This is a genomic window from Acidovorax carolinensis (assembly GCF_002157145.1).
GTDB lineage: Bacteria > Pseudomonadota > Gammaproteobacteria > Burkholderiales > Burkholderiaceae_C > Acidovorax > Acidovorax carolinensis.
The window spans coordinates 559,467-581,462 of record NZ_CP021361.1 but is presented as its reverse complement, the minus strand read 5'-3'; the positions used below and the strand labels follow the sequence as shown (position 1 = coordinate 581,462).

19 protein-coding genes and 1 pseudogene are annotated in these 21,996 nt (G+C 64.5%); 4 read left to right on the top strand and 16 right to left on the bottom strand.

Annotated features, from left to right (window positions below):
* Positions 1-84: 84 nt before the first annotated feature.
* From CBP34_RS02780 to CBP34_RS02770, 3 genes are all read right to left on the bottom strand, one after another.
* Complete coding sequence (locus CBP34_RS02780) at positions 85-984, bottom strand: amino acid ABC transporter substrate-binding protein (protein WP_086911293.1); 900 nt, start codon at positions 982-984, stop codon at positions 85-87.
* Positions 985-1,090: 106 nt separating this feature from the next.
* Positions 1,091-1,984 carry an amino acid ABC transporter substrate-binding protein gene (locus tag CBP34_RS02775; RefSeq protein ID WP_086911292.1) on the bottom strand — a complete coding sequence of 298 codons (894 nt, stop codon included), beginning with the start codon at positions 1,982-1,984 and terminating at the stop codon, positions 1,091-1,093.
* Positions 1,985-2,151: 167 nt separating this feature from the next.
* Positions 2,152-3,099, bottom strand: coding sequence for a LysR family transcriptional regulator (locus tag CBP34_RS02770; protein WP_086911291.1), 948 nt, complete (start codon positions 3,097-3,099; stop codon positions 2,152-2,154).
* 183 nt (positions 3,100-3,282) lie between these two features.
* Between CBP34_RS02770 and CBP34_RS02765 the strand changes: the two genes are divergently transcribed.
* Genes CBP34_RS02765 through CBP34_RS02755 form a run of 3 tightly spaced genes read left to right on the top strand, consistent with a single transcriptional unit; the run spans position 3,283 to position 6,175 of the window.
* The gene (locus CBP34_RS02765; RefSeq protein ID WP_086911290.1) at positions 3,283-3,840 is read left to right on the top strand and encodes a TRAP transporter small permease; all 558 of its coding nucleotides are present in this window, start codon (positions 3,283-3,285) and stop codon (positions 3,838-3,840) included.
* Entirely contained in the window at positions 3,837-5,135 is a 1,299-nt protein-coding gene (locus CBP34_RS02760; protein ID WP_094097241.1) for a TRAP transporter large permease, read from the top strand. Before CBP34_RS02765 ends, CBP34_RS02760 begins: the two co-directional genes overlap by 4 nt.
* A 47-nt stretch (positions 5,136-5,182) precedes the next feature.
* Positions 5,183-6,175 (top strand): DctP family TRAP transporter solute-binding subunit, encoded by a 993-nt coding sequence (locus CBP34_RS02755; RefSeq protein WP_094097240.1) that lies wholly within the window; start codon positions 5,183-5,185, stop codon positions 6,173-6,175.
* Positions 6,176-6,209: 34 nt separating this feature from the next.
* Here CBP34_RS02755 and CBP34_RS02750 read toward each other — a convergent pair whose 3' ends face one another.
* From CBP34_RS02750 to CBP34_RS02735, 4 genes and pseudogenes are all read right to left on the bottom strand, one after another.
* The gene (locus tag CBP34_RS02750) at positions 6,210-7,526 is read right to left on the bottom strand and encodes a sensor domain-containing diguanylate cyclase (RefSeq protein ID WP_094097239.1); all 1,317 of its coding nucleotides are present in this window, start codon (positions 7,524-7,526) and stop codon (positions 6,210-6,212) included.
* 122 nt (positions 7,527-7,648) lie between these two features.
* The gene (locus tag CBP34_RS02745) at positions 7,649-7,969 is read right to left on the bottom strand and encodes a nucleotide pyrophosphohydrolase (protein ID WP_094097238.1); all 321 of its coding nucleotides are present in this window, start codon (positions 7,967-7,969) and stop codon (positions 7,649-7,651) included.
* Positions 7,970-8,042: 73 nt separating this feature from the next.
* Positions 8,043-8,975: a 2-hydroxyacid dehydrogenase gene (locus CBP34_RS02740; RefSeq protein WP_094097237.1), complete on the bottom strand. Its 933-nt coding sequence runs from the start codon at positions 8,973-8,975 to the stop codon at positions 8,043-8,045.
* Between the two features lie 260 nt (positions 8,976-9,235).
* Positions 9,236-11,052 (bottom strand): annotated as a pseudogene (locus tag CBP34_RS02735) (ABCB family ABC transporter ATP-binding protein/permease).
* 40 nt (positions 11,053-11,092) lie between these two features.
* Between CBP34_RS02735 and CBP34_RS02730 the strand changes: the two are divergent.
* Positions 11,093-11,506 (top strand): acyl-CoA thioesterase, encoded by a 414-nt coding sequence (locus CBP34_RS02730; RefSeq protein WP_094097236.1) that lies wholly within the window; start codon positions 11,093-11,095, stop codon positions 11,504-11,506.
* An 80-nt stretch (positions 11,507-11,586) separates the two neighbouring features.
* Here the strand turns inward: CBP34_RS02730 and CBP34_RS02725 are convergent, their stop codons facing one another.
* The 9 genes from CBP34_RS02725 to CBP34_RS02685 all read right to left on the bottom strand — a co-directional run bounded on the left by CBP34_RS02725 (position 11,587) and on the right by CBP34_RS02685 (position 21,996).
* Positions 11,587-12,141, bottom strand: a complete 555-nt coding sequence (locus tag CBP34_RS02725) for a bactofilin family protein (RefSeq protein WP_086926550.1) — start codon at positions 12,139-12,141, stop codon at positions 11,587-11,589.
* Between the two features lie 137 nt (positions 12,142-12,278).
* A complete protein-coding gene (locus CBP34_RS02720; protein ID WP_094097235.1) occupies positions 12,279-12,761 on the bottom strand; it encodes a thioesterase family protein in 483 nt (160 codons plus the stop codon).
* 121 nt (positions 12,762-12,882) lie between these two features.
* A complete protein-coding gene (locus CBP34_RS02715; protein WP_094097234.1) occupies positions 12,883-13,659 on the bottom strand; it encodes an enoyl-CoA hydratase in 777 nt (258 codons plus the stop codon).
* Positions 13,660-13,715: 56 nt separating this feature from the next.
* Complete coding sequence (locus CBP34_RS02710) at positions 13,716-14,540, bottom strand: acyl-CoA thioesterase (RefSeq protein WP_094097233.1); 825 nt, start codon at positions 14,538-14,540, stop codon at positions 13,716-13,718.
* A gap of 779 nt (positions 14,541-15,319) precedes the next feature.
* Positions 15,320-16,519, bottom strand: a complete 1,200-nt coding sequence (locus CBP34_RS02705; protein ID WP_094099032.1) for an acetyl-CoA C-acyltransferase — start codon at positions 16,517-16,519, stop codon at positions 15,320-15,322.
* A gap of 11 nt (positions 16,520-16,530) precedes the next feature.
* Positions 16,531-17,043 (bottom strand): DUF4442 domain-containing protein, encoded by a 513-nt coding sequence (locus CBP34_RS02700; RefSeq protein ID WP_094097232.1) that lies wholly within the window; start codon positions 17,041-17,043, stop codon positions 16,531-16,533.
* A gap of 154 nt (positions 17,044-17,197) precedes the next feature.
* Positions 17,198-19,627 (bottom strand): 3-hydroxyacyl-CoA dehydrogenase/enoyl-CoA hydratase family protein, encoded by a 2,430-nt coding sequence (locus CBP34_RS02695; protein ID WP_094097231.1) that lies wholly within the window; start codon positions 19,625-19,627, stop codon positions 17,198-17,200.
* Positions 19,628-19,720: 93 nt separating this feature from the next.
* Entirely contained in the window at positions 19,721-20,155 is a 435-nt protein-coding gene (locus CBP34_RS02690; RefSeq protein ID WP_086911272.1) for a DUF2147 domain-containing protein, read from the bottom strand.
* Positions 20,156-20,199: 44 nt separating this feature from the next.
* Positions 20,200-21,996 carry an acyl-CoA dehydrogenase C-terminal domain-containing protein gene (locus CBP34_RS02685; RefSeq protein ID WP_094097230.1) on the bottom strand — a complete coding sequence of 599 codons (1,797 nt, stop codon included), beginning with the start codon at positions 21,994-21,996 and terminating at the stop codon, positions 20,200-20,202.

The window sequence follows — 21,996 nt, the reverse complement described above, 5'->3', positions numbered from 1 at the left end:
TATGGGAAGCCGGACAGCGCACGGCGCGTCCAACAAAAAAGCCCCCCCGAACGCCTGGCTCGAAGGGGCATTGTCCAGCGCCGTTTACTTCTTGGCGTAGTCTTCCATGGGCTTGTCGTTGGGGTTGGCCCAGGCCGCCTTGGTGGCGTCGGACAGGGGTAGGCCGATCTTGGTGTTGGTCGGCGGCACGGGCTGCAGGAACCACTTGTCGTACAGCTTGGCCAGCGAACCGTCGGCGATCTGGCGCTTGATGCTGTCGTCCACGGCCTTCTTGAAGGCCGGGTCGTCCTTGCGCAGCATGCAGGCAATCGGCTCGACCGACAGCACTTCACCCACGATCTTGAAATCGGCCGGGTTCTTGGACTTGGAGATGTTGGCGGCCAGGATGGAGCCGTCCATCACAAAGGCATCGGCACGGCCGGTTTCCAGCAGCAGAAAACTGTCGGCGTGGTCCTTGCCATAGACCTCCTTGAAGTCAATGCCACCGGCGCGCTCATTCTTGCGCAGGGTCTGCACGGATGTGGTTCCAGTGGTGGTGGCTACGCTCTTGCCGTTCAGGTCCTTGATCGCCTGGATGCCCGAATTGGCCTTGACGGCGATGCGCACTTCTTCCACGTAGGTGGTTACCGCAAAGGCCACATCCTTCTGGCGCGTGGCGTTGTTGGTGGTGGAGCCGCACTCCAAGTCCACCGTGCCATTGGTCACCAGCGGAATGCGGTTTTGCGAGGTAACTGGCTGGTACTTGGTTTCCAGCGCGGTCAGACCCAGCTGCTTGCGCAGGTCGGAGATGATGCGCTCGGCCATCTCGGTATGAAAGCCCACATATTTGCCGTTGCCCAGTGTGTATGACAGGCCCGACGATTCGCGCACACCCAGCGTGATGCTGCCCGACGACTTGATCTTGGCCAGGGTGTCGTTCGCCTGCGCGAAAGCGCTACCGGCAGCCAGTGCGACCACGGCCATCGCGAAAATGTGCTTCTTCATATCAATCTCCTGATGTCATGCAAAAAAAGGATTCTAGAGACTTGCGCCAGCCCGCATTGTGAGCGGGCGGCAACGTCCAGAACAGGGGGTTTACCTGCCGTCCCGGTCAGAACGGCACCTGATCGGACGGGTATTTCCAGAAGTCGCGCAACAGGTAGCTGACCGGCAGGTTCAGCACGGTGTTGTTGGGGGGTATGGGCTTGTTGAACCACTTGTCATAGATCGGGTAAATCTCGCGGCTGGTGACCAGGCGGCGCATCTCGTCATCGACCAGCTTTTTGAATTCGGTGTCATTTTTGGGCAGCACGATGGCAAGTGGCTCGGTGGTGACAAAGCGGCCCACGACCTTGAGCGCCGCCGGATTGGGGCGGCCGGCGGCCAGGCCATACAGCAGCACGTCGTCCATCAGGAAGGCATCGGCCTCCCCTTTCTCCACCATTTCTACACCCCGCGCATGGTCGGCCGCCTCCACGATGGTGATGCCCATCAGATGCGATCGGTTGGCCTGTTCAGCGGCCTTCAATGGCGTGGTGCCCTTGGTGGAAACCAGTTTCTTGCCTGCAAGGTCTTCCAGACGGTCAATGCTGCTGGAGGCCTTGACCAGCAGGCGCGCTCCCGTGATGAAGTGGGGAACAGTGAACGCCACCTTCTGCCGCCGCTCGGCGTTGTTGGTGGTGGAGCCGCACTCCAGGTCAGCCTGGCGCTGCTCGACCACCGCCAGGCGGTTGGCCGCCGTCACCTGCACCATCTCGACCGCCATGTCTTTCATGCCGGTCTTCTTGCGCACCACGTCCGCCAGGCGCAGGCACAGATCGATGGCGTAGCCCACCGGTTTTCCCGACTTGCTGTCCATATAGGAGAACGGCACCGAGGATTCGCGGTGGGCGATCACCAGGGAGCCCCCCGCAGCAACCTTCTCCAGCACGGTTTGCGCCGACGCGAGCGACGCACCGCACAACGCCGCCAAGCCCCACGCCCAACCCCAATGCCGAACCTTCATGTCGTAATGCCCTTGTGAATACTTGCCAAACGCATATGCAATCTTTGTGCCACCGCGGAAACATGCTGCCGCATCTTCAGCCTGCTCCGACCCAGCCTGGGCGCCAACTGTAGGTTTCAGCACGGTGAATTTCCAATGCCGAATGCGCGAAAAACTATGCGAATAGTCTATATCCGCATCAACCCTTGGTTCGACCCCAATCCCTGCAAATATGTCCACAACGCTTGGGCCGTGCCTTTTGGGGTTTCTTTTGCGCTGGGCTTTTCGCGGTAGGCGCGCACATCCATCACGATCTGCATGCCTGACTGGTCTGCTGGTTCCGCGCTCACGAGCTTGCGCGCGCGCACATCCTTCTTGACGGCACTGTGCGGGAGGAACGCCACACCATGGCCCTCCAATGCCATGGCCTTGAGGCCTTCGGCCATGTCGGTTTCATACACCCGCTCCAGGTGAATCGCGGCGCCCGACTCTTTGAGAATCAGTTCGGTCATGCGTCCCAGATAGGCCCCGGGCGCGTAACCCAGATAGGGCAACGGCTGGCCCGCGCGGCCGGGCAGGCGAAACAGCGGTTGCCCGTCGGCATCGGGCTTGCTGTAGGGCGACAAAACCTCCTGCCCCAGGTTGACCATCTCGTAGCGGTCGGTGTCCAGCTGAAAGGGCTGCGACGCGTGGTGGTAGGCGATCATCAGGTCGCAGCCCCCCTCCACCAGACGCATCACCGCATCGTGCACGTTGAGTGCAATGAGGCGGCTTTTGAAGGGACCGAATTTCTCGTGCAGGCTCGACACCCATGCCGGGAAAAACGTGAACGCCAGTGTGTGCGGCACCGCAAACTCGATCATGTCGCGGCTGGCGCTGGTGTGCGCGCGCAGCATGGCGCGCGTGTTCTGCATGGCCTGCAGCATCTCCAGCGCCTGGTCATACAGCGTCTTGCCCGCCGGTGTCAGGCGCGTGGGGTAGGAACTGCGATCAACCAGATCGGCTCCGGCCCACGCCTCCAGCGCCTGAATGCGGCGCGAAAAGGCCGGTTGCGTCACGTGCCGCAGCTGGGCGGAGCGGCTGAAGCTGCGCGTCTCTGCCAGGCTGACAAAATCCTCAAGCCACTTGGTTTCCATCGCCGCATTATCCGCGCGTGCCGGCGTCGCCGCCGGGCTGCGCGAAGACCGGTGCACGCAGCAACACGCTCCATAATATGCAGCTGCGCCCACAGCGCCGTCCCCGTCCAGGCCCCTGGTGCACAACACTGCCGGGCAGAGTGACAGCATTCGCCATGTTTGTTTCCCTGAGACCCTGCCCCCATGCCACCTTCCTCCCCTCCCGGGCCGACGGCTTCTGCGTCCGTGCCCCTGGCGCCTGAAGACAACTCCCCCCGCTCGCTGCGCATTGAAGACTGGCTCACGGTGATCGTGATGGCGGCGCTGGCCCTCATCACCTTCGCCAATGTGCTGGTGCGCTACTTCACCAATTCGTCCTTTGCCTGGACCGAAGAGATCTCGGTCTTCCTGATGATCGTGCTGGCGCTGGTGGCCGGTTCGGCCGCCGTGGCGCGCGACCAGCACATTCGCATTGAATACTTTGCCGAAGGCGGCTCCATGGCCCGCCGCAAGCTGCTGGCGCGATTTGGCGCGCTCATGGTGGCCCTGCTGTTTGGCCTGATCGCCGTGCTCAGCGTGCGCGTGGTGTGGGACGACTACCGCTTTGGCGAAACCTCGCCGGGCATCGGCGTGCCCCAGTGGTGGTATTCGATCTGGCTGCCCGTGATCTCGGCGCTGATCGCCGCGCGCGCCATCGGCCTGTTCATCCGCCGCGGCCGCCAGGCGCCGCCCGCAGACCACCATGGAGACTTCCAGGCATGATCGCCACGCTATTGTTCGTGGCCTTCCTGGCCATGATGTTCGTCGGCGTGCCGATTGGCGCCGCCCTGGGACTGGCCGGCGCCGCCGCCATCGCGTTGGCCAATGCCGACAGCCAGTGGTTTGGCCTGCTGGCCGTGCCGCAGAACTTTTACGCAGGGCTGGGCAAATACCCGCTGCTGGCGATTCCGATGTTCGTGCTGGTGGGCTCCATCTTTGACCGCTCGGGCGTGGCGCTGCGCCTCGTCAACTTCGCCGTGGCCATCGTGGGGCGCGGCCCCGGCATGCTGCCGCTGGTGGCCATCGCCGTGGCCATGTTCCTGGGCGGCATCTCGGGCTCGGGCCCGGCCAATGCGGCCGCCGTGGGCGGCGTGATGATTGCGGCCATGTCGCGCGCGGGTTATCCACCCTCGTTCTCGGCCAGCGTGGTGGGGGCAGCGGCCGCCACCGACATCCTGATTCCGCCCTCGGTCGCATTCATCATCTACTCGGTGCTGGTGCCCGGCGCCTCGGTGCCCGCGCTGTTTGCCGCAGGCATGATCCCCGGCATCCTGGCCGGCATCGCGCTGATCGTGCCCGCCGTGTGGATGGCGCGCAGGCACAAGATGGGCGCCCTCGAAGCCACGATGCCCCGCCCGCCGTTCTGGAAGAGCCTGCGCGAAGCCCTGTGGGGTTTGGCCGCGCCGGTGCTGATCCTGGGGGGCATGCGCGCCGGCTGGTTCACGCCCACCGAAGCCGCCGTGGTGGCGGTGTTCTACGGCCTGTTTGTGGGCATGGTCATCCACCGCACCATCTCGGTGCGCGACCTGTTCCCCATCCTGCGCGAATCGGGCGAGCTGTCGGCGGTGATCCTCATCGTGGTGTCGCTGGCGGGCATCTTTGCCTACTCACTCTCAACCCTCGGTGTGATCGACCCCGTGGCCAACGCCATCGTGAACTCGGGCCTGGGCGAATACGGCGTGCTGGCGCTGCTCATCGTGCTGCTCATTACCGTGGGCATGTTCCTGGACGGCATCTCGATCTTCTTGATCTTCGTGCCCCTGCTGCTGCCCATCATGAACCATTACCAATGGGACCCGGTGTGGTTCGGCGTCATCCTCACGCTCAAGGTGGCGCTGGGCCAGTTCACCCCGCCGCTGGCCGTGAACCTGATGGTGTCGTGCCGCATCGCCGGTGTGCGCATGGAATCCACCGTGCGCTGGGTCGGCTGGATGCTGTTCGCCATGTTCCTCGTCATGGTGCTGGTGATTGCATTCCCGCCACTGGCCCTGTGGCTGCCCGCCCGCCTGGGCTACTGATTTCGCTGTGCAACCGTTTTCCATACTGACCTGAAGGAGACTGAAAAATGAAACTGCGTACGTTCCTCACATCGGCCGTGGCCGCTGCCGCCGCCCTGGCATTCACCGCCCCCACTGCCATCGCACAAACCGCATACAAAAGCGAATACCGCATGTCGCTGGTGCTGGGCACGGCCTTCCCCTGGGGCAAGGGCGGCGAGCTGTGGGCCAACAAGGTGCGCGAGCGCACCCAGGGCCGCATCAACATCAAGCTCTACCCCGGCGTCTCGCTGATCCAGGGCGACCAGACGCGCGAGTTCTCCGCGCTGCGCCAGGGCGTGATCGACATGGCCGTGGGCTCGACCATCAACTGGTCGCCCCAGGTCAAGCAGCTCAATCTGTTTTCGCTGCCCTTTTTGATGCCCGACTACGCCGCCGCCGACGCGCTCACGCAGGGCGAAGTGGGCAAGAGCCTGTTCCAGACGCTGGACAAGGCCGGCGTGGTGCCGCTAGCCTGGGGCGAAAACGGCTACCGCGAAATCTCCAACTCCAAGAAGGCCATCAGGACGCCCGAAGACCTCAAGGGCATGAAGATCCGCGTGGTGGGCTCGCCCCTGTTCCTGGACACCTTCACCGCCCTGGGCGCCAACCCCACGCAGATGAGCTGGGCCGACGCCCAGCCCGCCATGGCCAGCAGTGCCGTCGATGGGCAAGAGAACCCGCTGTCGGTCTATATGGCCGCCAAGCTGTACACCGTGGCGCAAAAACACCTGACGCTCTGGGGCTACATGAATGATCCGCTGATCTTTGTGGTCAACAAGGACATCTGGAACAGCTGGACCCCCGCCGACCGCGAGATCGTCAAGCAGGCCGCCATCGAGGCCGACAAACCGCTGCTCAAAGAAATCGCCAGCCACGGCGTGACCGTGACCCAGCTGACCGCAGCCGAGCGCGAAGCCTTCGTGAAGGCCACGCGCCCCGTGGTGGAGAAATGGAAAGGCCAGATTGGCGCCGATCTGGTGAACCTGGCAGAAAAGTCGATCGCGGCGCGCAAGAGGTAACGCTATAAAAACAAGAGCTGCAAGCGCTTGAATATCAAGGGCTGGTAGCTATTTCGCTTGCATGGTGCAGGCAACTGCAGTTGCGCCCCTGCTGCTTCGCGGTGTAGAGCGCGCGGTCGGCGCGCGAGTAAACGGCGCCAAAGTGCGGATCGGCCGGACCCAGGCCGGTCACGCCAAAGCTGGCGGTGACCCGCAGCGCCGGGTGCTCCGGGCTGAGGCAGGCGGCGGCAACTGCCGTGCGGATGCGTTCGGCGATGGCCTGGGCGGCATCGGCAGGCACGCCGGGCAGCAGGATGCAGAACTCCTCGCCGCCGGTACGGGCGCACAGCGCCTGCGCGCGCAACTGGTCCAGGCAACACTGCACAAACCCCTGCAGCACCAGGTCGCCCACCGGATGGCCGTGTTCGTCGTTGATCTGCTTGAAGTGGTCGACGTCCACAGCAATCAGGCTCAGCGGCGCGCCGTGGCGGCGGCTGTGCGCAAATTCGTGCTCGGCGCGCTCAAAAAAACTGCGCCGGTTGGCCACGCCGGTCAGGCTGTCGGTGTGGGCCTGGCGCTGCAGTTCGTCCTTGAGCCTCTGCAGCTCGGTGATATCGGTAATCAGGCCAATCAGGGCCGGCATGCCGTCAAAGCCCGACCAGGGCACCACCACGCTCCAGAACTGGCGCAACTGGCCGGTGGCATCAAACATCGACTCGCGGCCTGCGTAATGCTCGCCGGTGGCCAGCATGTGCAGGTCTTTTTGCCAGAAGGCATCGGCCACATCGGGCGGCATCAGCTCGCTATCGAGGCGGCCGACGATCTGGTCAACCGGCCGCCCGAACATTTTTGCCAGGTGCTGGTTGGCATACAGAAAGCGGCGGTTCGCGCCCTTCATGTAGACCAGTCCCGGGATGTTGTCGAGCACGGCGTCCAGCAGCTCTTTTTGCTGGCGCACCTTGTCTTCCAGGCGTTTTTTGGCGGTGATGTCGTGGGAGATGCCCAGCATGCCGACGATGGCGCCATCGGCGCCGCGCAGCGGTTTCTTGATGGACCAGTAGGTGAGCGATTCGCCGGTGGCGTGGATGTAGTTGGTTTCTTCGCGGGCAATGGTTTCGCCATCGCGCAGCACACGCAGGTCGGTCTCGCGCAGCGTGGCGCCGGCTTCGCCGATGTCTACAAAATCGGTGAACGACTTGCCGAGGATGGCCTGCAGCGGCGGATTGCCCAGCAGCTCCAGCACCAGCTGGTTGGCATAGGTGTATTGCCCATGCGCATCGGTGGTGTAGACAAAGGCCCCCACCTCGTCGAGCAACTGGCGGTAATCAATTGCCGACAATTGAGGCGATTCGTCGGGCGTGGGCATGGGCATGAGAATGGCTTCCTGTTGCTTCGACGGGGGGCGAAGGGGACGCGGCGGTGACCGATAGGTTCACCAATGGTAACCAGTGTATTTTGACCCGCGGCTGCTGTGCCGCAAAGGTGCCCGGGCCGTCAGGCTGGCCTGGCCGGGTGCTTGTGCGCGTTCTTGCGCAGCTTGTGCTCCACGGCGGCCTCCACGTCCACGCCAGTGTGGTCGGCCAGCTGCAGCAGATACAGCAGCACATCGGCGATCTCGTCGGCTACGCGCTCTTTGTCTGCCGCGTTCTGCGTGAGGGCGTGCGACTGCTCGGGCGTAAGCCACTGGAACAGCTCCTGCAGCTCGGCCGCCTCCACCATCAGCGCCATCGCCAGGTTCTTGGGCGAATGGTAGGGCTGCCAGTCGCGCGCGGCAGCGAAGTTGCGCAGGCGGGCCTGCAATGCCTTGACGTCCATGCACCCTCCTCCCATTACTCTTCTTTTCATAGCTGCTTGCGCTTTACCAGAAAGCGTCAACGGCTAATTTAGCTTATATCGGCGACACCATGGGCTCGCCCGCAAAGTGGCGCCGGGCGTTTTCCACAAACCGGTTCACCGACGCCTGCACCGCCTCGGGTGACCAGCCCGCCACATGGGGCGTGAGCACCACATTGTCCAGGTCGATCAGCCCGGCCGGCGGCACCGGCTCGCTCTCGTACACATCCAGCCCCGCGCCTGCAATGCGGCGTGCGCGCAGCGCCTGCGCAAGGGCAGCGGTATCGACCACGCTACCGCGCGCGATGTTCACCAGATAGCCGTTCGGGCCCAGTGCTTCGAGCACGGGGGCATCCACCAGGCGGCGTGTTTGTGGCCCGCCGGGCGTGGCCACCACCAGAAAGTCGGCCCATGCGGCCAGCGCCTGCACATCGGCAAAGTAGCGGTGTGGCACATCAGGGCGGGCGCTGCGATTGTGGTAGCCCACCTCGACATCAAACCCCAGCGCGCGCTGCGCGATCTTGCTGCCAATGGTGCCCAGGCCGACGATGCCCATGCGCTTGTGCGACACGCCCGGCGGCAGCGGCAACGCGGTGCGCCACATGCCCTGGCGGGTCTTGGCATCCAGCTGCGGAATGCCGCGCACCACGGCGAGCAGCAGGCCCCAGGCATGGTCGGCCACGCAGTCGTCATTGGTGCCCGCGCCGTTGGCCACGGCAATGCCATGGGCCTTGGCGTAGGCTACGTCGATGTTCTCAAACCCCGCGCCCAGCGCGCTCACCAGCGACAGCCGGGGCAGCGCCTGCATCTGATCGGCGCGCAATCCGATGGAGCCAATCGTGAGCACGGCCTGCACCGTGGCACCGTGCGCGGCAATGGCCGCTGTGCATTGCGCCGCATCGGGCGCGTAAATCAGCTCACAAGACCCCGCGAGCTGGGCACGGTGCTCTTCCGACAGAAAGGTGATGGCAAGCAGGACAGGTTTCATGGGTCAAGCAAATGAAGGATCATGGAAAACACCGAACTGTGGAACGAGGAAGCCATTTGACTTCCACCGATCCGCCCGCGCGCAGCGCATGAAACCGGTGCGGCCCAGGCGAGAGACGCCCAGCAAGTGCCGTCCCGCAGCGAAGGCGTCGTCGTCCCCCTCAGGGGCTGAGGGCCGCAGCTCCAGGCCTGCCTGCGCAGGCCTGGACGGTACCGAAGAGCCGCCGCCTCTGGCGGCCGCACCGAGGCCCCGAAGTGGAATCAAAGGGGGCTCTCATTCTGTTGCAGCGCCCACATGCTGGCATAGCGTCCGCCCAGGGCCAGCAGCTCGCTGTGCGTGCCGCGCTCGACGATCTCGCCGGCATCCATCACCAGGATCTGGTGTGCATCGACCACGGTGGACAGGCGGTGGGCGATGAGCAGCGTGGTGCGGTTGCGGGCGGCACTTTGCAGTTCGGCCTGGATGGCACGCTCGTTGGCCGAATCCAGCGCCGAGGTGGCCTCGTCAAAAATCAGCACTGGCGGGTTCTTCAGCAGCGTGCGCGCAATGGCCACGCGCTGCTTCTCGCCCCCCGACAGCTTGAGGCCCCGCTCGCCCACCATGGTGGCGTAGCCCTTGGGCGTGGAGGCGATGAAATCATGGATGCGCGCGGCGCGGGCGGCTTCCTCGATTTCGGCCTGGCTGGCGCCGGGGCGACCGTAGGCGATGTTGTAGGCCACCGTGTCGTTGAACAGCACGGTGTCTTGCGGCACGATGCCGATCGCCTGGCGCAGGCTGGCCTGCGTCACGTCGCGGATTTCCTGCCCGGCCATGGTGATGCGGCCTTGCTGGATGTCATAAAAGCGAAACAGCAGTCGCGCCAGCGTGGACTTGCCCGACCCCGAGGGGCCGACCACCGCCACCGTTTTGCCCGCCGGAATCTCGAAGCTGATGCCCTTGAGGATGGGCCGCGCCGGGTCGTAGGCAAATTGCACATTCTCGAACCGCACCGTGGGCTGCGCCAGCCCCACCAGCGGCTGCGCACCGGGGCGTCGGCCACCTCGCGCTCCTTGTCCATCAGCGTGAACATCTTGTCCAGGTCGGTCAGGCTCTGCTTGATCTCGCGGTAGATCACGCCGAGAAAGTTCAGCGGAATATAAAGCTGGATCATGAAGGCGTTGACCATGACCAGGTCACCCAGCGTCATGCGGCCATCAACTACGCCCTGCGTGGCGCGCCAGAGCATGGCGACCAGGCCCGTGGCGATGATGAGCTGCTGGCCGGTGTTGAGCAGCGAGAGCGAGCTTTGCGCCTTCAGGCGGGCGGCACGCAGGCGCTGCAGGCTTTCGTCGTAGCGCCGGGCCTCGAAGCTTTCGTTGTTAAAGTATTTGACGGTTTCGTAGTTGAGCAGCGAGTCGACGGCCTTGCTGTGCGCGGCCGAGTCGAACTCGTTGGCCTGGCGGCGAAACTGCGTGCGCCACTCGGTCAGCAGCACCGTGAAGGTGATGTAGCAGGCCAGCGCGGCCAGCGTTATCCAGGCAAACCAGGCATCAAAGCGCAGCGCCAGAATGGTCAGCACCATGAACACTTCGATCAGCGTGGCGCCGATGTTGAACAGCGTGAACGAGATCAGCGATTCGATGCCACGCACGCCACGCTCGATATCGCGCGTCATGCCGCCGGTCTGGCGCTCCAGATGAAAGCGCAGGGAGAGGGCATGCAGGTGCTCGAAGGTCTGCAAGGCAATCGAGCGCGCGGCGCCCTGCGTGGCTTTGGCAAACACCAGTTCGCGCAGCTCGGTGAACAGCGAGGTGGACAGGCGCAACAGCCCGTAGGCCAGCAGCAGACCGGCCGGCACCACCAGCACGGCGGCCGGGTCGCCGGGCTTGAACGCCATGGCATCGACCAGGTTCTTGAGCAGCACCGGCACGCCCACGTTGGCGACTTTGGCGCCCACCATGAACACGATGGCCAGGACAACGCGCCACTTGTACTGCCACAGGTATGGCAGCAAGCGTGAGAGCGTTGCCCAGTCGGAGCGCTTTTGCGCAGGGTTTTCAGCAGGAGGGGGGGGAGAAGGCTCGCCGTGGTGGCGCATGGAGGACAATTCCGATGGTTGTTTTACCGAGATTGTGCCTATGACTGACCTGCCCACCCTTGCCCCGCCAGCGTTGCCCTGCAGCCACGAACTGGTACTGAAGGTCATCCCCATGCCTGCCGACAGCAATGCCAACGGCGACATCTTCGGCGGCTGGGTGATGGCGCAGGTGGACCTGGCCGGCGCGGTGCTGCCGGCGCGCTATGTGCGGGGCCGCATGGCGACGGTGGCGGTGAAAGAGTTCGTGTTCAAGCAGCCGGTGCGCGTGGGTGACATCCTGTCGTTCTTCTCGCATGTCACGCGCATCGGCCGCACCTCCATCACGGTGGATGTGGAGGTGTATGCCGAGCGCATGTCCCAGCAGGGCCAATACCTGAAGGTGACCGAGGCGCAATTGACCTATGTGGCCATTGATGCCGAAGGCCGGCCGCGCCCGGTTCCCGTGCAGTCCTGAGCGTGCGGCGACCTGGCCCGCCGCGCAGCAGGCACGCCGCTGCCTGCGGGGCATGATGCCCCCAGGCCAAGACGCCCCGGTCAGGCCAAAGCCACGGCTGGTGCCGGCGTATCCACAGGCCGCGCAGCGACCGCAGCACGGGCGCTGGAGCCCACGCCCACCTCGATTTCACCCGACAGCTGGCCGCCCTCTTCCACCACCAGCTTGCCGTAGCGGATCTTGCCGCTGACCTTGCCGGTGCCAAAGACGACGAGCTTGTCGCGCACCGTGAGCGTGCCGTTGAATTCGCCGCGGATTTCAGCGATATCGATGTCGGCCGAACCGCGGAACGCGCCCTGCTCGGCAATCTGGATGACCCGCGAATCCATCGTGGCTTCCACCGTGCCTTCCACCACCAGGGTGTCGCAATCGGTGATCTCCACCCCCTTGAGCTTGATGTTGGGGCCCACGGTGAGCTTGCTGCCGGTGCTCTCGGCCGGCGCCTTGGCGGCGGCTGCGGCGGTCACGGTCGCGGCACTCGTGCTGGCGCTGCTGGGTGCCACGCTGTTCACGCTGCTGCTGGGAGTGACCGGGTTGTGGCGGGGCTGGAAGGTTTCGGTTTCACGCTTGCCAAAAAAGGGGTTCTGCACGGCCATCGGATCTCCTTGAAAAGAAGGGATCGTAGAAGCGCCAGGTCATTGCACCTTAACGTCTTGCGCAAGATCGGTAACGAAATCGTTCTCTGGTTGCATGCACTTGCACCACTTGCATGGTCACACCGGTTGCAGCGCGTTCAGGACACGATGTAGGCCGCAGCGGCCGCGGACATGAGCACGCCATCAGGCCCGAAAAACTCCATGCGCGTGGTGGCCACACGCGAGCCCAGGCGCAGCACCTCGGCACGCAGCTCGAAATGGCTGCCAATGCCGGGCCGCAGATAGTCCACGCGCAGGTCGATGGTGCCGAGTCGGGCGAAGCGGTGCAGGCGCTGCTCGGGCGTCTCGTCCATATGGCGCGCGCCAATGGCGGCCATCACGGCCAGGCCGCCCATGGCGTCCAGCCCCGCACTGATCACGCCGCCGTGGATGCGGTTGTAGGCATAGTGGCCGACCAGTTCGGGCTTCATGTCGATGCGGGCCACCACGCGCTCGGGGGCCAGACTCACCACCTTGAGGCCCAGCACATGGTTGAAGACTATTTTCTCCTCGAAGATGGTTTTCACGCCGGCAATGAACTCGGGCTCGAACTCGAGGGGTGTTGCTATGGTCTTTGTCATCGGGGGCCTGGGTGGTGGCAAACGCAGCGCGGGTTTCAACAGTTGCTGAAGTCGGGTCTGCGCATTTAGCGAAAACATCCGGTCCGCTTCGCATCCCGGTCGGCGGCGGCGATACCAGACTTCAGCACTTGCTGAAGTCTGGCTTGCGTTTTTCCATGAACGCGCCAAAGGCTTCGCGGGCGGCGGGCTCGCGCAGCATGCGGCCAAAGCTGGCGCCCTCTTCGGCCATCACGGCCAGGACCTGCGGGGTCTGGCCCTGTTTCATCAGGCGCTTGGTTTCGATCAGCGCAGACAGCGGCTTGGCGGCCAGCTTGCGGGCCTGTGCCTGCGCCACGCCATTGCATTCGGTGGGCGGCACCACACGGTTGACCAGGCCCACTTCGAGCGCCGCCTCGGCCATGAAGGGCTCGCCCAGCAGCAGGGCTTCGGCAGCGCGGTGGTAACCCATCATCTGCGGCACCAGCAGGCTCGATGCGGCCTCGGGGCACAGGCCCAGGTTGACAAACGGCATGGAAAACGCCGCGTTGTCCCCCGCGTAGACCAGATCGCAGTGAAACAGCATGGTGGTGCCAATGCCCACCGCCGGGCCGCACACCGCTGCAATCACCGGCTTGGGGAAGGCGGCGATGGCGCGCAGGAAGCGGAACACGGGTGAATCCTGCGTGGCAGGTGGCTGCTGCAGGAAGTCGCCAATGTCATTGCCCGCGCTGAAAACGGCCACGTCGCCCTGGAACACCACCACGCGCACGCTGGCGTCGGCTTGCGCAGCGACCAGCGCATCGGCCATGGCAGCGTACATGGTGGTGGTGATGGAGTTCTTCTTGTCCACGCGGTTGAAGGTGATGGTGGTCACGCCCGCTTCGGTGTGCACGAGGATGTCTTGGGTGGCTTCGGTCATGGTGGTCTTTTGGAGGTTCTGAATGGGGAGATGGGGGCGGCACGGGGCCGCGTTCCTTATTCTTTGTAGTAAACGATCTGGTGGCTGGTGGCGAGCATGGTGCCCGCCTCGTTCCACAGCTGCACGGTCTGGTCAAAAAAGCCGTTGCGAAATTCCTGCCCGCGCGCCTGGCCCAGCAGGTAGCCCATGCCCGTTTCCTGCAACTGGGCGGCGCTGGCATGAAAGTACACCGTGATGGACACGGTGCCCGCCGGCACGCGGTGCGCGCGGCGCAACCAGACGCGGGGAAAGAAGACATCGGCCAGCGCCGCCAGCGCACAAAAATCGAGCGGGCGCGGGGGTGCATCGCGCATCCACAGCTGAGTCAGACTGTGGTCGCCGCTGCCGTCCCAGGCGCGCGGCAGTGTGCCGGTCACGGGCCGCATCTCATAGCGGCTAAGCCACTCCGAACCAAAGCCCGGGGGAATGGCGGGCAGATCCGCCGGCTGTGGCACGCCGGGCATGGGCACATCGCCCGCGCTCCAGGTCTCGCGGCGCACTGCCGTCACTGCGGTGGCGGTGGTGGTGACCACCTGGGCGCCCTCGGCGTCGGCCTGCATGATCGACAGTGTCCAGTGTTGGGTAGACCGATTGGTGCGCACCGGTGTGGCCTGCACCGTGAACGGACCGGCCACCAGTGCCCCTGCGTAATTGACGGTGAGCGATAGCGGATCGCCAAGCCGGTCGGGGTGCTGCAAGATGGCCTGCAGCAGAGTGGCCGCCGTGATACCGCCAAAGGGGCCGACCATGTTCCAGTAACCAGGGTGGGTGTGGCCCTGGTACTGGCCGGGGGTTTCGGCGTGTAGCTGTGTGGCTTGGTCGAAGGGGTGTGAGGCGGTCATGGGGAGAAGTGTGCCGTGAAATGGGCGAGGGAAGCGTCGTGCGGGGGACTGGTTTGGTGGTTGATTTGATAGTGGGAGTGGGGTGTGATCTTCTGCAAGGGGCGACTTGCCTTGGTTGAGGGCGGAGGCCGGGGTGTGCGCCCGGCGGCACAGTAACGTTCTTTTGCTTCGACAAAAGAAAGTCACCAAAGAAAAAGCGACCCTACACGCTGCGTCCCTTCGCTTCGCTGCGGGCAACCTGCGGTGCTCGCGCCCAGCGGGGTCTCGCTCGAACTCGCTTCGCTCAGACAATCGCGAGCCCTGATCCGCTGGCCGCTGCGCTCCTCGGCGCATCCTGAAGGGAACCCGAAACCGGACATCCTCACGGACCTTCGCTGCGCTCGGCCCCCAAAGCGCGGGCGCAAGCGCCTCGCGCTGCGCAACTTGGGCCGAGCGCAGCGAAGGCCCGTGGGCTGTTGGGCTGTTGGGCTGTTGGGCTGTTCAACCCCATCTGACTGCGCCTGCGGCGGGGCGGTTGCAGGGTGAGCGGGTGTGCCGCAGGACACACCCGCTTCGTCATCTGACTCGCCGTGGTTGTCCGAGCGCAGCGCGCTAGCGCGTAGCGAGTTCCACGGTACCCCGCAAGCGCACCGCCGCAGGTTGCCCCGCAGGGGCCGCAGACTGTGGGTCGCCTTTCTTTTGCTTACTTTTCTTTGGCGAAGCAAAGAAAAGTGAGTCGGCCGCCGGGCCGAGACCCGGCCTCCGCCCTCCAAAAACCCAAAAAACCAAAACCCAAAAAATCAAACCGCCTCGAAAATCCCCGCAGCCCCCTGCCCCATCCCCACACACATCGTCACCATCCCGTACTTCAGCTTGTTCCGCTTGAGCGCATGTACCACCGTCGCCGAGCGGATGGCACCGGTAGCCCCCAGCGGATGCCCCAGTGCAATCGCGCCGCCCATCGGGTTCACCTTGGCAGGGTCCAGCCCCAGCGTGTTCATCACCGCCAGCGACTGCGCGGCAAACGCTTCGTTCAGCTCGAACCAGTCGATGTCCTGGTGCTTGAGGCCGGCATAGCGCAGCGCCGCAGGAATTGCCTCGATGGGGCCAATGCCCATGATGTGCGGTGGCACGCCCTTAGCGGCGTAGCTTACGAACCGCGCCAGCGGCGTGAGGCCAAAGCGCTTCACGGCCGATTCGCTGGCCAGGATCAGGGCCCCTGCGCCATCGCTGGTCTGCGAGCTATTGCCCGCCGTGACGGAGCCGCGTGCCGCAAACACCGTGCGCAGCTTGGCCAAACCTTCCAGCGACGTGTCGGCGCGTGCACCTTCATCCAGGCTCACGGTGCGGGTGGTGGCGATGGACTCGCCGGTTTCGAGGTTGGCCGTGCGGTCGGTCACTTCGATGGGTGTGATTTCGTCGGCAAAGTAGCCGGCCTTTTGTGCGGCCAGGGCTTTGAGGTGCGACTGCAGCGCAAACTCGTCCTGCGCTTCGCGGCTCACCTTCCACTGCTGGGCAACCTTTTCGGCCGTGAGGCCCATGCCGTAGGCAATGCCCACGTCGCCTTCGCGCTCAAAAATGGTGGGCGACAGGCTGGGCGAGTTGCCCATCATGGGCACCATGCTCATGCTTTCCACACCGGCAGCGATCATCACCTCGGCCTCGCCCACGCGGATGCGGTCGGCCGCCATCTGCACGGCCGACAGGCCCGATGCGCAAAAGCGGTTGACGGTGATACCGCCCACGCTGGTGGGCAACCCCGCCAGCACGGCGCCAATGCGCGCCACGTTCAGGCCCTGCTGGGCTTCGGGAATCGCGCAGCCGCAGATGATGTCTTCGATGGCGGCGGGATCGAGCCCGGGCGCTGCAGCCAACGCGGCCTTGAGCGTGGTCGCCAGCAGATCATCGGGGCGCATGTTGCGAAAGAAGCCGCGGTGCGAGCGCCCGATGGGCGTGCGCGTGGCCGCGACGATGTAGGCTTCCTGGACTTGTTTGGCCATGGGTAACTCCTTCAATTCTTGGCGGGGCGGCTGGATGGAACCCAGGCCCACGTAAATGCACATTCGACCGGCTCCACGCCGGCTTCGTCGGTCACGGTGACCTTGACTTGAACCTCGCCCTTGTCGCTGGACTGCATGGCCGCACGCTGCTCTGCCGTGAGCGTGGCCACGGCCTTGAGCGCACCGGTGGCGCGCTTCCTGAACGCCATGCTGAGCTCCTTAGCCAACGGGATGCAGTCGTCGCGCACGTTCATGCCCACGACCATGCCGGTGGCCGTTTCGGCCAGCAGGTTCATGGCCGAGGCGTGCACGCCACCGATGTGGTTGCGCACGCGATGCTCGTTGGCCAGGCGCACTTCCACCCGCTCGGGCGTCAGCGACACAAACCGCACCCCGGCCGTGCCCGTGAAGGGCACGGCGCGGCGCAGGATGATGTTCTGCACAAAGCCCCGCATGAAGGCGGGGGCCTCGTCCAGGCGCATCAGCGAGCGCTGCAGTTTGTTGGGGAGCTGTGCGTTGCTCATGTCTGTTGCTCGCTGTGCTGCGTACCGCCAGCATCGTAAGTAACTGGCACAGCCCACACCAGTGCACCCGAGGAACTGGCTTTGCCAGGCCACCGGGTGCGTCCCCTTCCCGAAGGAGAGGGGGAAGGCCCGAAGCGACTCAGGGGGTGCTTCATCAGTTCCTCACGGGCTTGCCGGTATTCAGCATGCCCAGGATGCGTTCTTGCGTCTTGGGATGCTCGATGAGCGCGCAGAACGCCTTGCGCTCCAGCGCCATCAGGTACTCCTCGCTCACCAGCGTGCCTGCGTCCACGTCGCCGCCACACACCACTTCCGCGATCAGGCTGGCGATGTGGAAGTCGTGCGGGCTGATGAAGCCGCCGTCTTTCATGTTGACCAGCGAGCCCTTGATGGTGGCAATGCCGCTGCGGCCGGCCACCGGGAACAGGCGCTTGTGCGGCGCGCGCCAGCCACCATTGGCCATGGCCTTGGCTTCGTTGATGGCCACGAACAGCAGCTCGTCCTTGTGCGGCACGATGACGTCAGACTCCAGCACGTAGCCCAGCTTGCGCGATTCCAGCGCGCTGGTGCCCACCTTGGCCATGGCGGCGGCGGTGAAGCCTTCGGTCAGGAAGGGCATCAGGTCTTTGCCTGTGGACGTCTCGGCATTCTCGGCCGCACGGCGCGCGATGTAGGTCAGGCCGCCGGCGCCGGGCACCAGGCCCACGCCCACTTCCACGAGACCGATGTAGCTTTCCATATGCACCACGCGGCGGGCCGAGTGCACGGCCAGCTCGCAGCCACCGCCCAGCGCCATGCCACGGATGGCGGAGACCACGGGCACATTGGCGTAGCGCAGGCGCAGCATGGTCTGCTGCATCTCGTGCTCCGCGCCCTCGACGGCGCTGACACCGGCGACCATGAAGGCAGGCAGCATGGCCTGCAGGTCAGCGCCCACGCTGAAAGGCTCGTCGCCCGACCAGATCACCACGCCCTGATAGTCCTTCTCGGCCAGCTCCACAGCCAGGTTCAGGCCCTCGCACACGTCGGGGCTGATGGCGTGCATCTTGGTCTTGATGCTGGCGATCAGCACCTGGTCATCGAGTGTCCACAGGCGGATGGCGTCGTCTTCGTGCAACGTCTTGCCTGCGGTCTTGAAGTCGGGCAACGATTCGCCCAGCAGTTTTTCAGGAAAATGCTGCTTTGCGTAGACGGGCAAAGCGCGACGCGCTACGAATTTGTTAGCAGAGGCGCTCCACGAACCCTGCGCGGTGTGCACGCCACCGGCTTCGGCCACGGGGCCCTTGAACACCCACTCGGGCAGCGGCGCGCGGCTCAATGCCTTGCCGGCGTCGATGTCTTCCTGGATCATCTTCGCCACGTCAAGCCAGCCGGCCTCTTGCCACAGCTCGAACGGGCCCTGCTGCACGCCAAAGCCCCAGCGCATGGCCTGGTCCACATCGCGGGCGTTGTCGGCGATGGTGCCCAGGTGCACGGCGGCGTAATGGAAGCTGTTGCGCAGGATGGCCCACAAAAACTGGCCCTGCGCGCCCTCGGCATTGCGCAGCAGGCGCAGGCGCTCGGCGGCAGGCTTCTTGAGCATGCGGCCGTACACCTCGTCGGCCTTCTGGCCGCCGGGCACGTACTCTTCGGCCTCCAGGTCAAAGCGCAGCACATCGCGGCCGACCTTCTTGTAGAAACCAGCCTTGGCCTTCTGGCCCAGGTTGCCCAGCTCCAGCAGCTTCTTGAGCACGGCGGGCGTTTCAAAGCTGCCGTAGAACGGGTCGCTTTGTTCGTCGAGGTTGTCCTGCAGCGTCTTGATGACGTGGGCCATGGTGTCGAGGCCCACCACGTCGGCAGTGCGGAAGGTGCCGCTGGAAGCGCGGCCGAGCTTCTTGCCCGTGAGGTCATCCACCACGTCATAGGTCAGACCGAAGTTCTCGACCTCCTTCATCGTGGCCAGCATGCCGGCGATGCCGACGCGGTTGGCAATGAAGTTGGGCGTGTCGTGCGCACGCACCACACCCTTGCCCAGGCCGCTGGTGACGAAGGCTTCGAGCTGGTCGAGCACTTCGGGGGCGGTGGTGGGGGTGTTGATCAGCTCCACCAGCGTCATGTAGCGCGGTGGGTTGAAGAAGTGGATACCGCAAAAGCGCGGCTTGATGGCTTCGGGCAGCGCCTCGCTCAGCTTCGTGATCGACAGGCCCGAGGTGTTGGATGCCACGATGGCATGCGGTGCAACGAAGGGCGCGATCTTCTTGTAAAGGTCGAGCTTCCAGTCCATGCGCTCGGCGATGGCCTCGATGATGAGATCGCAGTCGCGCAATTGCTCCAGATGCTCTTCGTAGTTGGCCTGCTGGATCAGCGCGGCGTCGTCGGCCACACCCAGTGGCGCGGGCTTGAGCTTCTTGAGGTTGTCGATGGCGCGCGTGACGATGCCGTTCTTGGGGCCTGATGGGGAGGGGGAAGGGGCCCCGCCCTTCCCGTTGTCCGGCAGGTCAAACAGCACCACGGGCACCTTGACGTTGACCAGGTGCGCAGCGATCTGCGCACCCATCACGCCCGCGCCGAGCACGGCGACTTTCTTCACTTGGAATCTTGACATCGGTATTTCTCCAAAAGGGCGACAGCGGCTGGCGCCCTGCCCTCGTTGTTGTGCGTGCCGTGCCCGAGCGCGGCGCACACGGTGTTGTCGTCTTTACTGCACCCGGATCCAGGTCTGGGTGCGGCCGAAGGGGCCGATGGAGCCGCGCACTTCCAGCTTTTTGCCACCCTCAACGGGCGTCATGCGCAGCGTGTAGTTGCGGCCGTTCTCGGGGTCGAGAATCTTGCCGCCCTCCCACACGTCCTTGCCCTCGGCTTTTTTGGCGCCACGGATGATTTCCAGGCCCAGCAGCGGCTTGTCCTTGCGGTCGTCGCTGCACTCCTTGCACAGGTCATCGGGTTTGGCGTCCTTGGCCAGGCGCTTTTCGAGCACGCCATGCAATGCGCCGCCGTTGTCACGGATGCGGATTTCTGCCTTGGCCTCGCCGGTCTTGTCGTCGATGTTGCGCCACAGTCCCTCGGGCGTCATCTGCGCCCAGACAGGCGCCGCAGACGCTACCAAAAAAATAGCTGTCACCGCTTTATACATAAGGGCTCCGTTACTAAAAGGCATGAAATCCGCCGACCTGCCGATCAGGCCAGCGCCAGGTCCGTGTCCATCAGCACCTTGCTGCCAGCACGGGCCGTGCGCATCAGCGTGGCGGTCTCGGGGAACAGCTTGGCGAAGTAAAAGCGCGCGGTCTGCAGCTTGGCGCCATAGAACGGGTCCGTGTTGCCAGCGGCGATTTCGCGCAGCGCCACCTGGGCCATGCGGGCAAACAGGTAGCCGAACACCAGGTGGCCGGCCACGCGCAGGTAGTCCACGGCGGCAGCCCCCACTTCGTCGGGGTTTTGCAGGCCCTTGAAACCGATCTCTGTGGTGAACTTGGTCATCTGGTCGCCCAGGTAGGCCACGGGGTTGATGAACTCGGCCATCTTCTCGTTCACGCCCTCTTCTTCCACCAGCTTGCCAATCAGCTTGCCCAGTTTCTTGAGCGTGGCGCCGTTGTTGCCCAGGATCTTGCGGCCCAGCAGATCCAGCGACTGCACGGTGTTGGTGCCTTCATAGATCATGTTGATGCGGTTGTCGCGCACATACTGCTCCATGCCCCATTCCTTGATGAAGCCATGGCCGCCAAAGACCTGCATGCAGGCGTTGGTGGCGGTGTGGCCGTTGTCGGTGATGAAGGCCTTGACGATGGGCGTGAGCAGCGCCACGAGCTCTTCGGATTCGGCGCGCACCTTTTCATCGGGGTGGCTGTGCACCTTGTCCAGCAGCAGCGTGCAGTAGATCTGCAGGGCGCGCGCGCCTTCGGCGTAGGCCTTGGCGGTGAGCAGCATCTTGCGCACATCGGGGTGCACGATGATCGGGTCGGCGTCCTTGTCCTTGGCCTTGGTGCCGCTGAGCGAACGCATCTGGATGCGGTCCTTGGCGTAGGCCAGCGCGTTCTGGTAAGCCACTTCGGTCAGGCCCAGCGACTGGTTGCCCACGCCCAGGCGGGCGGCGTTCATCATCACGAACATGGCCGCCAGGCCCTTGTGCGGCTGGCCCACCAGGGTGCCGATGGCGCCGTCGATGGCGATCTGTGCCGTGGCGTTGCCGTGGATGCCCATCTTGTGCTCCAGGCCCGTGCAGTAGATGGGGTTGCGGCCACCCAAAGAGCCGTCGGCCTTGACGTTGAACTTGGGCACGACGAACAGGCTGATGCCCTTGCTGCCCTTGGGCGCATCGGGCAGGCGGGCCAGCACCAGGTGCACGATGTTGGCGGCCATGGCGTGCTCGCCCGCAGAGATGAAGATCTTGTTGCCGGTGATCTTGTAGGTGCCATCAGCCAGGGGTTCGGCCTTGGTGCGCAGCATGCCCAGATCGGTGCCGCAATGGGGTTCGGTCAGGCACATGGTGCCGGTCCACTCGCCGCTGGTCAGCTTGGGCAGGTACAGGGCCTTTTGCTCGTCAGTGCCGTGCGCGTGCAGGGCTTCGTAGGCACCGTGGCTCAGGCCGGGGTACATGGTCCAGGCCTGGTTGGCCGAGTTCATCATTTCGTACAGGCACTGGTTCAGCACAAATGGCAGGCCCTGGCCACCGTAGGCGGCGTCGCAGGAGAGCGCCGCCCAGCCACCTTCGACGAATTTGTCGTAGGCGTCCTTGAAGCCCGTGGGGGTCTTGACCTCGTGGGTGGCTTTGTCCAGCGTGCAGCCTTCGGTGTCGCCGCTGATGTTCAGCGGAAAAATCACTTCAGAGGCGAACTTGCCGGCCTCTTCAATCACGGCGTTGATCGTGTCCACATCCACCTCGGCATGCTGGGGCATGGCCTTGAATTCGTCGGTGACCTTGAAGACTTCGTGCATGACGAATTGCATGTCGCGCAGGGGCGGCGTGTAGGTAGGCAT

Coding starts and splice junctions, on each gene's coding strand:
- CBP34_RS02780 (WP_086911293.1), bottom strand. CDS start 984: ATGAAGAAGCACATTTTCGCGATGGCCGTGGTCGCACTGGCTGCCGGT.
- CBP34_RS02775 (WP_086911292.1), bottom strand. CDS start 1,984: ATGAAGGTTCGGCATTGGGGTTGGGCGTGGGGCTTGGCGGCGTTGTGC.
- CBP34_RS02770 (WP_086911291.1), bottom strand. CDS start 3,099: ATGGAAACCAAGTGGCTTGAGGATTTTGTCAGCCTGGCAGAGACGCGC.
- CBP34_RS02765 (WP_086911290.1), top strand. CDS start 3,283: ATGCCACCTTCCTCCCCTCCCGGGCCGACGGCTTCTGCGTCCGTGCCC.
- CBP34_RS02760 (WP_094097241.1), top strand. CDS start 3,837: ATGATCGCCACGCTATTGTTCGTGGCCTTCCTGGCCATGATGTTCGTC.
- CBP34_RS02755 (WP_094097240.1), top strand. CDS start 5,183: ATGAAACTGCGTACGTTCCTCACATCGGCCGTGGCCGCTGCCGCCGCC.
- CBP34_RS02750 (WP_094097239.1), bottom strand. CDS start 7,526: ATGCCCATGCCCACGCCCGACGAATCGCCTCAATTGTCGGCAATTGAT.
- CBP34_RS02745 (WP_094097238.1), bottom strand. CDS start 7,969: ATGGACGTCAAGGCATTGCAGGCCCGCCTGCGCAACTTCGCTGCCGCG.
- CBP34_RS02740 (WP_094097237.1), bottom strand. CDS start 8,975: ATGAAACCTGTCCTGCTTGCCATCACCTTTCTGTCGGAAGAGCACCGT.
- CBP34_RS02730 (WP_094097236.1), top strand. CDS start 11,093: ATGACTGACCTGCCCACCCTTGCCCCGCCAGCGTTGCCCTGCAGCCAC.
- CBP34_RS02725 (WP_086926550.1), bottom strand. CDS start 12,141: ATGGCCGTGCAGAACCCCTTTTTTGGCAAGCGTGAAACCGAAACCTTC.
- CBP34_RS02720 (WP_094097235.1), bottom strand. CDS start 12,761: ATGACAAAGACCATAGCAACACCCCTCGAGTTCGAGCCCGAGTTCATT.
- CBP34_RS02715 (WP_094097234.1), bottom strand. CDS start 13,659: ATGACCGAAGCCACCCAAGACATCCTCGTGCACACCGAAGCGGGCGTG.
- CBP34_RS02710 (WP_094097233.1), bottom strand. CDS start 14,540: ATGACCGCCTCACACCCCTTCGACCAAGCCACACAGCTACACGCCGAA.
- CBP34_RS02705 (WP_094099032.1), bottom strand. CDS start 16,519: ATGGCCAAACAAGTCCAGGAAGCCTACATCGTCGCGGCCACGCGCACG.
- CBP34_RS02700 (WP_094097232.1), bottom strand. CDS start 17,043: ATGAGCAACGCACAGCTCCCCAACAAACTGCAGCGCTCGCTGATGCGC.
- CBP34_RS02695 (WP_094097231.1), bottom strand. CDS start 19,627: ATGTCAAGATTCCAAGTGAAGAAAGTCGCCGTGCTCGGCGCGGGCGTG.
- CBP34_RS02690 (WP_086911272.1), bottom strand. CDS start 20,155: ATGTATAAAGCGGTGACAGCTATTTTTTTGGTAGCGTCTGCGGCGCCT.
- CBP34_RS02685 (WP_094097230.1), bottom strand. CDS start 21,996: ATGCCTACCTACACGCCGCCCCTGCGCGACATGCAATTCGTCATGCAC.